The sequence below is a fragment of the Pseudomonas sp. HLS-6 TE3448 genome, from assembly GCF_053629555.1.
The window spans coordinates 2,248,034-2,262,394 of sequence record NZ_JBRJIO010000001.1 but is presented as its reverse complement, the minus strand read 5'-3'; the positions used below and the strand labels follow the sequence as shown (position 1 = coordinate 2,262,394).

Below are 14,361 nucleotides of genomic sequence, written 5' to 3'. Positions count from 1 at the left end.
GCGCTGTCAGCCTTTGAAGAAGGGGTAATCAACATACCCTTTATCGGTACCACCATACATGCTGTTGGCATCCAGTGGATTGAGCGGCCAGCCATTGGCGATCCGTTGTGGAAGGTCTGGGTTGGCAATGAAGGCGCGACCAAAGGCGATTAAGTCAGCCCAGCCAGCGTCAATCGCTGCGGTGGCACGCTCCGCTGTGTACTTCCCCGCATACAGAATGCGGCCACTGAAGACCCCTCGTACAGCGTTGCGGAATGTATCTGGCAGCTCTGGAGCCTCATCCCAGTCTGCTTCGGCCAGCGACAAGTAAGCGACACCGATTTCCTCGAGCACTTTGACGGCCTCAATGTAAGTCTCGTGTGGATTATCTTCCACAAGGCCTAGATAGACCCGAAGCTCATCGGTGCTTGCAAACAGTGGAGCAAATCGAACACCTAAACGATCAGCGCCCACCACGTCAGCAACAGCTTGTGTTATCTCGCGCAAGAATCGCAGGCGGTTCTGCAGGCTGCCACCATACTCATCCGTGCGGCAGTTGGTGTGCGCTGAGATGAATTGGTTTACCAGATAACCATTGGCGCAGTGCAGCTCTACCCCATCGAAACCGGCCTCTAGAGCATTATGTGCTGCTTTGGCGTAGAGCTGGACGAGCTCTTTCACCTCTGCAGTGGAAAGCTCCCTTGGCTCAGACGGATCCGCCAAGGTACCGGTACCTGGTCCCGTTTCGATGAACACCTTCACGCTCCGTGCTGGCAGCGCTGATGGCGCTACAGGAGCATCGCCATTTGGCTGCAGCGAGGTGTGGGATACCCGACCAACGTGCCAGAGCTGCGCAAAAATTACACCACCCTCTGCATGTACCGCTTCGGTGACTTTCTTCCAGCCTTCGATTTGTTCTTGGCTGTGAATTCCCGGAGTCCAAGCATAGCCTTGGCCTCGTGGCTCGATCTGAGTTCCCTCTGTGACCATGAAACCCGCACTAGCTCGTTGTCGGTAGTAGGTCGCCATTAAGTCGTTGGGGATGTTCCCTGGCTGCGAGCTACGCGAGCGAGTGAGGGGCGGCAGCACAATACGATTACGGAGGTCATAGGGGCCGATCTTTGTCGAGCTAAACAGTTTGTTTCTATTCATTAACAAATCCAGATATCGAGAAATATAGATTTAAAGAGGCGCTTCATCTCGCTTCTGAGACGGCTTTAGCTCAACGCACGTTCAATAGGAGCGCTGATCAAGGGGCTGCCGAATGGTCGAGATTTTAATCTACATATCTAGAAATGCAAATATTTAGATCTCTTCAGCCGCCCCAGAGATCCTGGAATGGACTAGCTGTAGCCCAGGCACATACCCTCTGACGGACTGAGTCTCCCTGGCATCGAGGCAAAACTTATCTTCACACCTCGCCCCAGAACCAGATACAGCAGTCTGCATCGGCCAGGATTTTGTAATCTGTTAATGACCGTTTCTGGCCGATTCTGTTGAAAAAGTAGTTCCCCTGTCTGGCCTGCGGCAGAATCTTCGCATCGGTCAGCAGGGACGCAAGCAGCATGATGGGACAGTTATCGAGTGGGCAGGAGCGACTGTTTTACTCCTTCAACCTTGAAGATCACATCCCCGCCAATCACCTTCTGCGCAGCATTGATCAGTGCCTCGATCTGAGCGACTTGCGCCATTACCTCGCCGATTTTTATAGCCCGATCGGGCGTCCGTCGGTTGATCCTGAACTGATGATCCGCATGCTGATCGTGGGCTATTGCTACGGCATTCGCTCAGAGCGTCGGCTGTGCGAAGAGGCCCATTTGAACCTGGCGTATCGCTGGTTTTGCCGGTTAAGCCTTGAAGATGAAGTCCACAATCTATAGGAGCAGGCTTGCCTGCGATAGCGTCAGCGGGGTGTCAACCAGTCTGCGGCGCCAGCATCGTTGGCAAGCCAACTCCCACAAGGGTCCGCGCAGAGCATGTGGTTTTTCTGCGGGAGCTACTGTTTTCCGCAGCCTTGGGATTAGAAAACGCCCCCGCTAAAAAGCGGGGGGCGTCAGCGCCCTGCCATCGCCTGGTAGGGGCGATTTGTTTAGTTGGCGTGATGAGCCTTCAGTTACCCTTCTGGCATTGCTCAAGAATGAGGACAACCCCCGGGTAATGGAAACCATGATTGCTAGTAACCAATCCGCTCTCAGGGTCTGGAAAGTAGGCCGCAAGGTAATGGGTTCGCCCACGTGTTTGATTGCTCAATTGCTCCAGCAACTCTTCGTACCAAGACTTGATGTATGCAGTGACTGGCTTCTTTCCCGGCATTTCCAAAAACTTCAGGAAGTCTGAGTCTGGAAATGAAGGCGAGGCAAAGGTTGCTGAAAAGCGATAATCAGCCTCTCGAACGCTCAACTCTTTAACGTCCTTCCAAGCGGAGTCCTTTTTCTTGAAAATGTTTTTGCTACGGGCCCCCTCTACGGTGCGTGTGCCAATACGTTGCCACGCTTGCTTTGCCTCAAATGCAAACGATACCTCCGAAGTTTGCACCATCAGATCAGCACGCCCGGTGCGATGACTTTTTTCAAGATTTTCGTCAGGGGCGCCACGCTTGGTCGTGCTGTACTCCTCAAGCGCCGACCACTGATTAATCCATGCTGCGCCCGCCAGCACGCTGATACTGGTGCGCTCGTTGTACCACCAAGGCGCGTCGCAGCATGACTCACCGGTAGCTTTTTCAACATTGCTCAGGTAACGATCAATCGACTTTTTCCAGCCCTGCAGCAGCGCGCGCATGGTTTCATCGTGCGCGAAGCTATCCGTATTTAAACCGTCAACTTTGAAGAAACTCATAAACCTGACTCCACTCCTTTTGCGAGATGTTAATTGCGCTGCCTGGACATCACGAGGGATGACAAAGGGAGGGCTTACCGCAGATAGCTGCCGGACACAGCGGCAGGCTTGCTCGCCAGCCTCTGGGCCTTACATCCTGAAACAGCTAGCCAATTGCCAATAGCTAGGCCATCTGGTGCGATGCCTACTCGCAACGACACGAGTAGGGAGTAGCTCGATGAAAACCATGGTGGTAGGTGCTAGCAAAGGATTAGGCAAAGCCTTGATGGAAGGCCTCGGTCAGGTAGGCGACACGCTGATTGGTGTATCACGCACTCGACCTAGCGCTTTCACGCCAGTCGCCGGTGTAGAGGCGCAGTGGATCGAGGCCAACCTTGCCGAACCAACCACTGCGGCCTTGATCATCGAACAAGCCGTAGCAGATGGAGGGCTTGATACGCTGGTTTACAACCTAGGCATATGGGAGGAACTGGCCTTCGACTCGGCGTACAGCTTTCTGGCGGATCAAGACGCACAGTTGCAAGCCATTGTTAACTGCAACATCACCGCGACCATCCTGCTGATCAAACGACTGCTACCGGTGCTTTTGAAAAGCAACGCCCCCCGCATAATTCTGACCGGCTCGACCTCTGGCCTGCCCCAGAGCGGACGACCAGAGGTGACCTTCGGTGCCTCCAAGTTCGCGCTGCGCGGAATTGCAGACGCGTTGCGAGAGGGCTACCGAGATCAGCGTCTGGGGGTAACGTGTTTGAACCTGGGCTACCTGAACACCGAGGACGCGCTCAGTACACCGCGAGCGCTGGCCGAACAACATGGAGAAGGCCACCTGATCCCGGTGCATGACGTCGTGCAGGTAGTGCGCATGGCGCTGAGCTTATCGTCTGCAAGCTACATCAAGGAGCTGACACTGCCAGCGATTCTTGACGAACGTTTCTGATCAGTGAGAAGTGGCCATTACACACAGAGGGCTGCAAACCCCGCCATCATTCGGCCTGAATAAGGCCTTTGGTCCCGGCATCACTATCCGTCCAGTAATCCTCACCCTTCAGCCGCCGATCCCCCTGAATCATGAAGAGGATCGTGCCAGCCCGAAATTGCAGCCCGCCATCGGTGCGTTTGGCTTTGACCGGTTTGCCGTTCACCCAAACATGCTCTTTTTCATCAATACGAATGGTGGCAACCGTCGCACCTGAAGCACTTTTAGCCACCCACTGCCCGGCATATGGGGTCTGGCTTTTGGCGCTGTCTGCTGCCGGTGCTGCGGGCTCACCAAACCCCGCCTTGGCATTTTCGGCCTTGCTCTTGGTGATATCGCACCCCTGAAGCTCGCTCATCTGGGTGCAACCCGACTGCTCCAGTTGCTTACGGTACTTTTCGCTGATGGCATAAGCCGGTGACTGCGCAAGTACCGTAATGGCCAGCACGGCAAAGACTGCCTTGTTCATAGAGCCACCTCATCTGATCAACGGGTTTCTGAGCGTGAGCTTACTGAGTTGCCCCAACTGCGCGTTGCGCCAACACGAAAGAACGAAGTCGTGGTGATACACACAATCGCAGCTAAATCGCAGCGCCCCCTCGCCAAGGCTAGCGAGCCTGATAGCGACTCGCCAATCAAACGGGGGATTTACCATTGCCAGTTTGCAGCAAGGGCTTGCTCATGCGGCGCATTGAATTGCCCCACAGTTGCCTTTCACGTTGGGCATCTGTCGGCCAGAAGCTGCCTATCGTGAAGGACAGCAACCGACCCAAAGCGGTCTCTCGTGAAGGGAAGCAATCGGCCAAAACCGGACACTCCTTGGTGAGTCGCAGGCGAATGCACCTTCAGTACTCCAGCATCAGGAGCGATGCTTCCACGTACTCTTAGACGGGCGTGATCACCCTTATCGCGTAATCACAACATCTGGAAAATTGGCAACAGAAATTGAATCATCCACGGCATAATAGCCTTTCGATATCATTGATGATTGATTCACCAACCAAGGATCCAGCATGCCGAAGCTGAGCAAATATGAGCAACACGCACTGAAAGAGATTCACAGCTGGAAGGAGCCTGACATTGGCTGGTTCGGCCAAGCACTGAAGGTGATAAACCAGCCGCTGGACAAAGCAGGTGACCTCTTGTTCAAGGCACCCGGTGTAGGCCCCGCGATCCAGGGCGCAATTGAGGGCTTGACCAGCGTTTGCCACGACGCTGCCCAGTGGAGCGTAAGACCAGAAGCAATTTTTGAAGAGTTTCGTGGCGACGGACACAGCACGATTAAAGCTCATAAAGACATTCACGACCTGGATTTAGAGCAAATCGATAAGGTCGTTGGATTCCTCGGCGCTAAATACAAGGGCATCGCTCTAGTAGAAGGCGCTGGGGCGGGTGTCGTGGGCTTACCTGGTCTGGCAGTCGATATCCCGGCGTTGATCACACTTAACCTTCGTGCGATCGGCGAGTACGCTGCCTACTACGGTTTTGACACCTCACGTCAGGAGGAACGACTGTTCGCCTTCAACGTGCTTGGCCTCGCCTCCTCTCCCACCGACAGTTCGAAGGCGCTCGCCATGGCTCAACTGATCAAGATTTCTCAGGATGTAGCGAAGAAAGCGACCTGGCAGGAGCTGGAAAAAAGCGTTTTTGTGAAGATCATCCAAGAAATAGCCAAAGCCCTGGGCATACGTCTTACAAAAGCAAAGCTCGCACAAGCGATTCCCGCTGTAGGCGCAGCTGTGGGCGGAGGTTTCAACGCCTACTTCACAATGAAAGTCTGCGATGCAGCCTTCTACCTTTATCGGGAACGCTTCCTAGCGCACAAGTACGGCCCAGAAGTGATTGAGGTGACCGTAAAACCCGCAAATGACTATGACCCACACTACACTGAAGCCTCGCAAACGGTGTGAGAACTCCGCAAAAAAGAGCACAAAAAGAGGACGAATTTATTATCTTAAAATAAATTCGCCAACTTTTTAATAAAAATAGCGGCAGATTTTAAAGCATGGCTGTATTTATTCTAGGCGTCGCATTCGCGTTTGAAACAGCGGGAATGACTGCCTTGAATATCTTCGGATCACACTCTACTAGCACCTAACTGCCCACGAGGTTATCTTGGGAAAAAAAACAGAAAAACACTTTGAGAACAAACTTAAAGGAAACATTATCCAAGAACACTGTTCCCAATGCGCTCGGCCAACTCGCCACATGATCATGACTTCATACGATTATTCAGCCAACGAAGAATACGATGACGGCTTTTCTGTTGACTGGGCAAGCTCTCATCAAGTGGTTCAATGTCAAGGATGCATGACATCCTCATTCAGGCAGGCTAGTTGGTTCTCTGAAGACGTACAGCAAATAAGTGACGATGAATATGATGATGGCGAAAGAGTAACCCTTTACCCAAAACGTTCTGGAAACACGCGACCAGTAAAAGAATTTTGGGAAGTCCCACATAACCTCCGACGAATTTATCGCGAGTCCATTGACTGCTATAACAATGACTCTTATACATTAACCGCGGCAGGCTTAAGAGCACTAATAGAAGGCCTATGCGCTCAACTTGGTGTTATTGACGGACCTAAAACCATAGTAAAAACAGACGGCACGCTAGAAGTAAAGCGCTTGAAAAATCTCGAAGGAAAAATCTCAGGCCTACATGAGAAAGGTTTCTTAACTGAAAAAAGCGCCACCTTATTACATGAGCATCGATTCATGGGCAATGACGCAGTACATGAACTAGCCCGCCCCTCAGATAACGAACTCGCTTTAGCTATTGAAATTATCGAGCATACCTTTGATGCTATATTTGAAATACCGGCAAAAGGTGACGAGCTTAGAAATAGTAGAGTTCGTCGCGCAAAAAAGAAGTAAAAAATTCAACTTTTAAAGTGTGGCGGATGTATTTCTCTGCGCAAATTCTCGTAAAAAAATACATCCGCCACTTTGACAGCATTGTGAGTAATTGCGACGGACCAATATAGAGGAGCAAAACAATAGTTGCGCCCCATGCGCCTCATTTCCCTGTCAATAAGGTGCGCAGGGCTGTAAGTCCTCGCACATGATTCCATATCATATTGCAATTCTTCAACTGTGCGTAAAGAAATTTCTCTGTAGAGTGGTGTTGGATAAACTGCACGCCTCGATCTCCGCTGCCTTGATCATATGGGGATCCGAAAGACTTAAAGCTCCGAGAGAAAATATATAGCAAGCCAACATGGAAAAATAGTAACTCTCGTACCGCTCCAATGATGCCTTGCTTGTTTTGAAGGGGCTTAAAGCTGATCCATGCGCTCGCTCATTTCGCATTGTAAATAACCAAACGGAAAGCAAAAATTCTATTCTCCGGACATCGGTAAGGATGTTTTTGGGATTTGTGAGGTCAAGAACGGGAGCAGTATTCCGCCTTTTCTGGGTGCCTGCTGTGCCTGATAGATAAAGTCGCATGAAGCTAGACGCCGATTGGAGAAGCTCTCCAGATGGGATTGGTATAATATTTTTCGACTTATCTATGCTGAATTTCTTGATAAACTCGTCGTAAAACAGTTGCCCAGTGCAATCAACCACTCTCCCAGAGAACTGTTTGCTCGCATCATCTTGTGGTACATATGACTCACACATTCGTCGAACAATAAACATCAATGTTGGAGCAGGGAGATTGCGGCAGATGCTATCTGTAATAACCCTCCATTGCGCCGGAGCTGATTTTATCAATTCTTTTCCGAGGCCTTGTACCACTCCTTTCAAACCTTTTTTCGGATAACGTATCTGGGATGAGCTATCAATCACTCGGAAGCAATGGTCAAACATATAATCTGGACGATGGGGAAGGGATTCTAGGCCATCTAGGTAGTGCCCAATATAAATGCTTTGGTTATTATCCAGAGGCCTACCTAATTTCGCAGCTACGAATGGGATCGTGTTATCGTTTTGTTCCAAGCACAAATCAAATTTTTCTTCGGCTTTGAATTTTGTACTGTGAGGCCATTGGTGGTATGCATTTAATCGAGCAGTTTTAAAATCCACTATTAACTCCATTTCCTACCAGATAATCTTGAGTTGATCATTAGTAATTTCTAGCCGACTTCCAAATCGTTAGTATGCAAATTTATAAGGCATAGGGGAGGATTGGCTTTATGGCATCACGCTACACTGCTCTACGACGAGCGTCTACAGATGCCCGAAAAAGTTTGATTGGAGTGCTGGCTTCAGGGGAATAGTAAATGACGCGCTTTTTCTCTCCTTACGGCGAGAGCACCTCGGATCAGCAGTTGTGAATCGCTGAGCGACCAATTCTAAGTGGAGCCATCTTTAAGAGGAAGTTGACTCGGACTAGATGTGTACTCTTGGCCGATTTTTACCCCTTCACGAATCGCCGCTCTGGGTCGAAATAGGCCCTTGGCGATCGACCGCTCCTGGCCGAAAGCAGTCCACCACGAAGGGCCTCCACCCCAAATAAAACATCAAAAAATCTACTATCGACAGCAGAAACAGGCCCCCCCCCCCCATACCCCGTAAATCGAATCGCTATTCACTCCATCCCCCCGACTCACCAAGCCTCTCACTTGTCCCATCTACAACACCACGCTACCCTGCCCCATATCGCTGCATATCAGCGACCCAAGCTTGGCGGCTTGAGAAAAATAGGCGTAACCCACTATCCGGTTGCGGTCGCTGTTATGTGCCCGTGATACCGAATTACATGGAAAGCCGCTCATGCCCAACCTCAAAAACCTGAAAACCACCGGCACCACCACCTTCGGCCGTTACGGCCAGGATGACCACCTCTTCCGCGTCAATCCTGATATTCCCATTTCCCTCGCCCTTGAATACGCCTCGAACCTGCTGAAGTGCGCCAACACGCTGGCGCTGGATATCGCCATGGGCGAGTGTTCTGCGCAGGCGGCGTGGTCGGCGTGGTATTTGGGGGAGATGGCCAAGGCGCTAACCGACGATGTAAGCCAGGCGCTGGCGGAGCATGGGGTGGATTGAGGCGGGCTTCGGGCAGGCGTTGCCCATAGGTGGTAATTGGCCTGCCCGGGCGCTGTAAAGTGGTCGGTTTGGCAGCCGTTGATGGCTCTACCCTGCACGTCTTCCCGGTTCAACCTTGATGTGTAGCAGGTGAGTGCAATGGCTAATGAGCAAACCGCAGTAACGGTACGTGCAGTGCAAAGCAGCGACTATGAGCAGTGGTTGCCGCTGTGGCTGGCCTATCAGGATTTCTATGAGGTGGCGTTGAGCGAGGAAACCACGCGCACGGCCTTCCAGCGCATGCTCGACCCGAACGAGCCGGTGTATTCGGCCGTTGCGGTGCAGGGTGATGAGCTGGTCGGTTTTGTGAATGCGGTGTTGCACCGTTCAACCTGGTCGGTGGATAACTTCTGCTACCTCGAAGACTTGTACGTAGCCCCGACGATTCGGGGTGGCGGTACCGGTAAGTTGTTGATCGAGTGGGTACAGCGCTTTGCCCGGCAACAGCAGTGTGCGCGGTTGTATTGGCACACTCATAACACCAACAAGCGGGCACAGAAGCTGTACAACTGGGTGGCTGAGAACTCCGGCTTTATTGAGTACCGCATGGCGCTGTAACGCTCAGGGCCAGCACGGCACGGTGGTGTTCGTCATGGACATCGCCGTGCGCTCGCACCAAGATGGCCGGCTTATCAAGGAATAGCGTTGCGCGGTTGACGGACCACATGCCCCACAATTTCGAGCTGGATACGCTCAAGATCCGCATTGCCGACCCGAAGTTGGCGCCCCTGGAACTGCGTGTACGCGTGCAGCGTGCGCTGCGCCAGTTGATTCTGGACGGCGTGCTGGCACCCGGTTCGCGCCTGCCGGCCACGCGCACGCTCGCGCAGTCGTTGGGTGTCTCGCGTGACACGGTCGAGATGGCCTACGTTCAGTTGCAGCTGGACGGCTATATCGTTCGCCGTGAAGGCTCTGGCAGTTTTGTCTCCGAGAAGATCGGGCCCAGTTTGCGTGGCACCCGCACGCGCAAGGCGAACCTTGCCGGGTTGCCGCCCCGTGCGGATGGCGCTGTGGCGCTCAGTGCGCGGGGTGCAGACATCCTGGCCAGTGGCGGCGTCGCCGATCAGCAGGAGGTCAGGGCGTTCGCAACTGGGCTGCCGGAAACCCGTACCTTCCCGATGAACATCTGGGAGCGCCTGCAGCGCCAGGCCTTGAAGGACTATCGCCCCAGCGCCTTGTTGCATGGCGACCCGCAAGGGGCCGAGCCGCTGCGCCAGGCCATCGCCGGTTACTTGAACCTGGAGCGCGGGGCCAAGGTGACGGCAGACCAGGTGCTGGTGTTGAGCAGCACCCGGCAAGCGCTGTTCTTGTGTGCGCAGGTGTTGGTCGATGCCGGTAAACCCATCCTCATGGAAGACCCCGGTTACTTCGGCGCACGCAAGGCCTTTGAGTTGTCGCAGTTAAAGATTGTGCCGGTGCCGGTGGACGAAAAAGGCTTGCGCACGGACAGGCTGTACGCCGACACCAGCGGCGCCAGCACCCTGTATGTGACGCCGTCGCACCAGTACCCCACCGGCGCCACGCTGGCGCTGGAGCGGCGCCTGGAACTGACCGCCTGGGCGGCCGAGCGCCAGGGCTGGATCATCGAGGACGATTACGACAGCCAGTTTCATTACGAGGGCTTGCCGACGGCCTGCGTGCAGGGTGTGGATAAGTACAATCGGACGATCTACCTGGGCACGTTCAGCAAGTCGCTGTTCCCCGGTTTGCGCATGGGCTACATGGTGCTGCCGCAGGAACTGGTGAAACCCATGAGCTACGCCCGCAGCATTCTCGATGGTCACACCCCACAACTGGCGCAGTTGACCTTGGCGCGCTTTATCGAGGACGGACACTTCGGCGCGCACATTCGCGCCATGCGCAAGATCTATGCGGTACGCCGTGAAGCGATGGCGCATGCGGTGGAGCGCCACCTCTCGCCTATCGTCACGGCGCGCTTGCCACCGGGCGGCTTGAACATGCCGTGTGTGCTGGCCGAGGGCTGGTCGGAGCCGGAGACCATCCGGCAAGCGGCCAGGGCCGGTGTTTTGTTGCCCGGGCTGAGCCGGCTGTATGCCACGCCGCCAGCGGTCGGCGGCTGGTTGCTGGGGTTTGCCGCGCTGACCCCGCATGAGATCGAGACGGCGATACAACGGTTGGTCAAGGCCATCACCTAGCCGTTTACCGCCCTGCTGCTGGCCCGATGTGGTCTGGTTGCCGTGGGCTAACTGGACTGATCGGGCCCACCAGCCAGGCGCTACGCTCCTCCCTCACTCGGCGGGGAATGCGGCACGTGCTTCCCTGCTGTTGTCAGCCCATCAGGAAGGAACCCCCGCGTGATTCGATCAACAACCGGCCTGCGCGCAAGCGACCTTGTATCCCCCAGCATTGCGGCACTGATTTCAGTCATCGTGAACTATGGCGGCACGTTCGTGCTGGTGTTTCAGGCAGCGCAACTGGCCCAACTCAGCGCGGCGCAAACGGCGTCCTGGGTGTGGTCGGTGAGTATCGGCGTCGGCGTGACCGGCGCCTGGCTGAGCTACCACTACCGTGAACCGATCATTACCGCCTGGTCTACACCGGGTGTGGCCTTTCTGGCGACGGTGATGCCGTTCACGCCGTATGGCGAGGTAATCGGTGCCTACATGCTGTCGGCAATCGGCTTTATCGTGCTGGGCCTGTCCGGTGCGTTTGAGCGACTGGTGCGCTGGATTCCGAGCGGTATTGCCGCAGGCCTGCTCGCGGGCATTCTGCTGCAGTTTGGCGTGAACGCGTTTGGTGGCGCCAGCGCCGACCCGCTGTTGGTGATTGTGCTGGTGCTGGCCTATGCGGTGCTGCGCCGCTTCACCTCGCGCTTTGCCGTGGTCGGCATTCTGCTGATCGGCCTGGCCCTGCTCTTGGCCCAGGACAGAATCGACGTGCAGCAACTGCAGTTGAGCCTGGCCGCACCGGTGTTTGAAGTGCCGCAGTTCTCGCTGGGTTCGCTGCTGGGTGTGGCGCTGCCGCTGTTTGTCATCACCCTGACCGGGCAGTACATGCCGGGCATGCTGGTGTTGCGCAATGACGGTTTCAAGACCAGCGCCAACCCAATCCTCACCGTCACCGGCCTGGGTTCGTTGCTGATGGCCCCGTTCGGCGCGCACGCGTTCAATGTGGCAGCGATCACCGCAGCCATCTGCACGGGCAAGGATGCCCACGAGGACCCGTCCAAGCGCTACATCGCCGGGCTGGTGTGTGGCGCGCTGTATGTGATGGTCGGTATTTTCGGCGTCACCCTGGCAACGCTGTTCATGGTGTTGCCGCGCACCTTCGTCACCACCCTGGCGGGCTTGGCCTTGCTGGGTGCGATTGGCGGCAGCCTGGCCAATGCCATGGTGGATGCCCGCACCCGCGAGACCGCCCTCATAACCTTCTTGGCCACCGCAGCCAATGTCACCTTGCTGGGTGTCGGTGGGGCGTTCTGGGGGCTGGTCGCGGGCCTGGTGGTTCATCTGTTGATCCATGGCGGGCGCAAACCGGTGGCAGGCTTACGCGCGCAGTAGTGGCCGAGCAATCCGTGTTTTTTTGCCCTGTTTGGGCACTACTTGGCGTGGCCTTGACTTGCGTCAATGGCCGCGCCTTACATACCCCCGCGGGTATAACGTAGCATTGCGCCATGAGTGTTCTGAGCCCCGGAACACTCGCCAAACTCCTCAGCAGACGTTGCTGGATGGCGCCAGGTTTACCCCTCGAACGTCGTCGCAATGCCCGCCTGATCGACCTCGGAGTCACAGCGTGCCCAACGATGCCCCCAAATCCCCATGGCGAATCCCGCTGGTGCGGGAAATTGGCATCATCCTCGTGGTCAAGCTGGTCATCCTCTTCAGCATAAAAGCCATCTGGTTCAGTGAACCAACGGTGCCGGTCAACGGCAGTGCGCGCTTCGACGCCCACCTATTCGGCACGCCACCCCCTTCGCAACTCACCGAGGAGAAACCGAGATGATCTCGGAATCCGTAGTCGATCTGTCGCGCCTGCAATTTGCAGTCACCGCGATGTACCACTTTTTGTTTGTGCCCTTGACCCTGGGGCTGGCGTTTCTGCTGGCCATCATGGAGTCGGTCTATGTCATGACCGGCAAGCAGGTGTACAAGGACATGGTCAAGTTCTGGGGCAAGCTGTTCGGGATCAACTTTGCCCTGGGGGTAACCACCGGGCTGACGATGGAGTTCCAGTTCGGCACCAACTGGGCCTACTACAGCCACTATGTGGGGGACATCTTTGGTGCGCCGCTGGCCATTGAAGGGATGATGGCGTTCTTCCTCGAGTCGACCTTCATCGGCCTGTTCTTCTTTGGCTGGGACCGCCTGAGCCGTGTGCAGCATTTGGCCGTGACCTGGCTGGTGGCGATTGGCTCGAACATGTCGGCGCTGTGGATTCTGATCGCCAACGGCTGGATGCAGAACCCGGTGGGTGCCGAGTTCAACTTTGAAACCATGCGCATGGAGCTGACCAATTTCGGCGCGCTGCTGTTCAACCCGGTCGCGCAGGTGAAGTTCGTTCACACCGTCTCTGCCGGTTATGTGACAGGCGCCGTGTTCGTGCTGGCGATCTCCAGCTACTACCTGCTGAAGAAACGTGACCTGGCGTTTGCCCGTCGCTCGTTTGCGATTGCCGCAGTATTCGGCCTGGCCTCGACCATTTCGGTGATCCTGCTGGGTGATGAATCCGGCTACGAGATCGGTGATGTACAAACGACCAAACTGGCCGCGATTGAAGCCGAATGGGAAACCGAACCGGCGCCTGCCGCGTTCACCCTGTTTGGCCTGCCGAACCAGGAACAGCAACGTACCGACTATGCGGTGAAGATCCCGTACGTGATGGGCATCATCGCAACGCGTTCGGTGGACAAGCAGGTCACTGGCATCAAGGACCTGATCGCTCACCACGAGGTGCGCATTCGTAACGGCATGATCGCCTATGGCCTGCTGGAGAAGCTGCGTCATGGCGACAAGAGCGAGGCCAATATCGCCGCGTTCAATGAGGTGAAAAAAGACCTCGGTTACGGCCTGCTGCTGAAGAAGTACACCCCGAGCGTGGTCGACGCCAGCGAAGCACATATCAAGCAAGCCTCGCTGGACACCATTCCGGATGTCTTCACCATGTTCTGGAGTTTCCGCGCCATGGTGGCGTCCGGTTTCCTGATGCTGGTGCTGTTCGTGCTGGCCGCCTGGGCCTCGATCAAGCGTAATGCCGAGAACAAGCCATGGCTGCTCAAGTTTGCCGTGTGCAGCCTGCCACTGCCGTGGATTGCCGCCCAGACCGGTTGGGTGGTGGCCGAGCATGGTCGTCAGCCGTGGTCGATTGCCGAAGTGCTGCCGGTTCACCTCTCGACCTCGTCGCTGTCTGCGGGCGATGTGATGGGCTCGCTGCTGGCACTGATCGCCTTCTACAGCCTGCTGCTGGTGATCGAGATGTACCTGATGATCAAGTTTGCCCGCCTTGGCCCGTCGAGCCTGCACACCGGGCGCTATCACTTCGAGCGTGACGCTGTCGCGCACACCGTCAAGGCTTGA

13 protein-coding genes and 1 pseudogene are annotated in these 14,361 nt (G+C 55.4%); 10 read left to right on the top strand and 4 right to left on the bottom strand.

The window, feature by feature from the left end:
- Positions 1–6 precede the first annotated feature (6 nt).
- A complete protein-coding gene (locus tag AB7M23_RS10425; RefSeq protein WP_454240777.1) occupies positions 7–1,131 on the bottom strand; it encodes an alkene reductase in 1,125 nt (374 codons plus the stop codon).
- Between the two features lie 413 nt (positions 1,132–1,544).
- On the opposite strand from AB7M23_RS10425, the pseudogene AB7M23_RS10420 reads away from it, so the two are divergent.
- Positions 1,545–1,853, top strand: a pseudogene (locus AB7M23_RS10420) (transposase); the annotation flags it as partial.
- 235 nt (positions 1,854–2,088) lie between these two features.
- Here AB7M23_RS10420 and AB7M23_RS10415 read toward each other — a convergent pair.
- Positions 2,089–2,817: a hypothetical protein gene (locus AB7M23_RS10415; RefSeq protein ID WP_454240776.1), complete on the bottom strand. Its 729-nt coding sequence runs from the start codon at positions 2,815–2,817 to the stop codon at positions 2,089–2,091.
- Between the two features lie 217 nt (positions 2,818–3,034).
- Between AB7M23_RS10415 and AB7M23_RS10410 the strand changes: the two genes are divergently transcribed.
- Positions 3,035–3,754, top strand: a complete 720-nt coding sequence (locus tag AB7M23_RS10410; RefSeq protein WP_454240775.1) for an SDR family NAD(P)-dependent oxidoreductase — start codon at positions 3,035–3,037, stop codon at positions 3,752–3,754.
- 46 nt (positions 3,755–3,800) lie between these two features.
- Here AB7M23_RS10410 and AB7M23_RS10405 read toward each other — a convergent pair whose 3' ends face one another.
- A complete protein-coding gene (locus AB7M23_RS10405) occupies positions 3,801–4,262 on the bottom strand; it encodes a hypothetical protein (RefSeq protein ID WP_454240774.1) in 462 nt (153 codons plus the stop codon).
- Between the two features lie 544 nt (positions 4,263–4,806).
- Between AB7M23_RS10405 and AB7M23_RS10400 the strand changes: the two genes are divergently transcribed.
- Positions 4,807–5,703 carry an EcsC family protein gene (locus AB7M23_RS10400; RefSeq protein WP_454240773.1) on the top strand — a complete coding sequence of 299 codons (897 nt, stop codon included), beginning with the start codon at positions 4,807–4,809 and terminating at the stop codon, positions 5,701–5,703.
- 205 nt (positions 5,704–5,908) lie between these two features.
- Positions 5,909–6,670, top strand: coding sequence for a DUF4145 domain-containing protein (locus tag AB7M23_RS10395; RefSeq protein WP_454240772.1), 762 nt, complete (start codon positions 5,909–5,911; stop codon positions 6,668–6,670).
- 213 nt (positions 6,671–6,883) lie between these two features.
- Here the strand turns inward: AB7M23_RS10395 and AB7M23_RS10390 are convergent, their stop codons facing one another.
- A complete protein-coding gene (locus AB7M23_RS10390; protein WP_454240771.1) occupies positions 6,884–7,822 on the bottom strand; it encodes a hypothetical protein in 939 nt (312 codons plus the stop codon).
- Positions 7,823–8,512: 690 nt separating this feature from the next.
- Here AB7M23_RS10390 and AB7M23_RS10385 point away from each other — a divergent pair.
- The 6 genes from AB7M23_RS10385 to AB7M23_RS10360 all read left to right on the top strand — a co-directional run bounded on the left by AB7M23_RS10385 (position 8,513) and on the right by AB7M23_RS10360 (position 14,361).
- Positions 8,513–8,788: a DUF3077 domain-containing protein gene (locus tag AB7M23_RS10385; protein ID WP_454240770.1), complete on the top strand. Its 276-nt coding sequence runs from the start codon at positions 8,513–8,515 to the stop codon at positions 8,786–8,788.
- A 138-nt stretch (positions 8,789–8,926) separates the two neighbouring features.
- A complete protein-coding gene (locus AB7M23_RS10380; protein ID WP_409280907.1) occupies positions 8,927–9,385 on the top strand; it encodes a GNAT family N-acetyltransferase in 459 nt (152 codons plus the stop codon).
- Positions 9,386–9,492: 107 nt separating this feature from the next.
- Complete coding sequence (pdxR, locus tag AB7M23_RS10375; RefSeq protein WP_454240769.1) at positions 9,493–10,983, top strand: MocR-like pyridoxine biosynthesis transcription factor PdxR; 1,491 nt, start codon at positions 9,493–9,495, stop codon at positions 10,981–10,983.
- 159 nt (positions 10,984–11,142) lie between these two features.
- The gene (locus AB7M23_RS10370; protein ID WP_454240768.1) at positions 11,143–12,348 is read left to right on the top strand and encodes a benzoate/H(+) symporter BenE family transporter; all 1,206 of its coding nucleotides are present in this window, start codon (positions 11,143–11,145) and stop codon (positions 12,346–12,348) included.
- Positions 12,349–12,580: 232 nt separating this feature from the next.
- Positions 12,581–12,790, top strand: coding sequence for a cytochrome oxidase putative small subunit CydP (gene cydP, locus AB7M23_RS10365; protein WP_065758868.1), 210 nt, complete (start codon positions 12,581–12,583; stop codon positions 12,788–12,790).
- The gene (locus AB7M23_RS10360) at positions 12,787–14,361 is read left to right on the top strand and encodes a cytochrome ubiquinol oxidase subunit I (RefSeq protein ID WP_454240767.1); all 1,575 of its coding nucleotides are present in this window, start codon (positions 12,787–12,789) and stop codon (positions 14,359–14,361) included. Before cydP ends, AB7M23_RS10360 begins: the two co-directional genes overlap by 4 nt.

Bases quoted from the DNA above. Each gene is read 5' to 3' on its own strand.
- AB7M23_RS10385 (WP_454240770.1), top strand. From the start codon at position 8,513: ATGCCCAACCTCAAAAACCTGAAAACCACCGGCACCACCACCTTCGGC.
- AB7M23_RS10425 (WP_454240777.1), bottom strand. From the start codon at position 1,131: ATGAATAGAAACAAACTGTTTAGCTCGACAAAGATCGGCCCCTATGAC.
- AB7M23_RS10415 (WP_454240776.1), bottom strand. From the start codon at position 2,817: ATGAGTTTCTTCAAAGTTGACGGTTTAAATACGGATAGCTTCGCGCAC.
- AB7M23_RS10405 (WP_454240774.1), bottom strand. From the start codon at position 4,262: ATGAACAAGGCAGTCTTTGCCGTGCTGGCCATTACGGTACTTGCGCAG.
- pdxR (WP_454240769.1), top strand. From the start codon at position 9,493: ATGCCCCACAATTTCGAGCTGGATACGCTCAAGATCCGCATTGCCGAC.
- AB7M23_RS10400 (WP_454240773.1), top strand. From the start codon at position 4,807: ATGCCGAAGCTGAGCAAATATGAGCAACACGCACTGAAAGAGATTCAC.
- AB7M23_RS10410 (WP_454240775.1), top strand. From the start codon at position 3,035: ATGAAAACCATGGTGGTAGGTGCTAGCAAAGGATTAGGCAAAGCCTTG.
- AB7M23_RS10360 (WP_454240767.1), top strand. From the start codon at position 12,787: ATGATCTCGGAATCCGTAGTCGATCTGTCGCGCCTGCAATTTGCAGTC.
- AB7M23_RS10380 (WP_409280907.1), top strand. From the start codon at position 8,927: ATGGCTAATGAGCAAACCGCAGTAACGGTACGTGCAGTGCAAAGCAGC.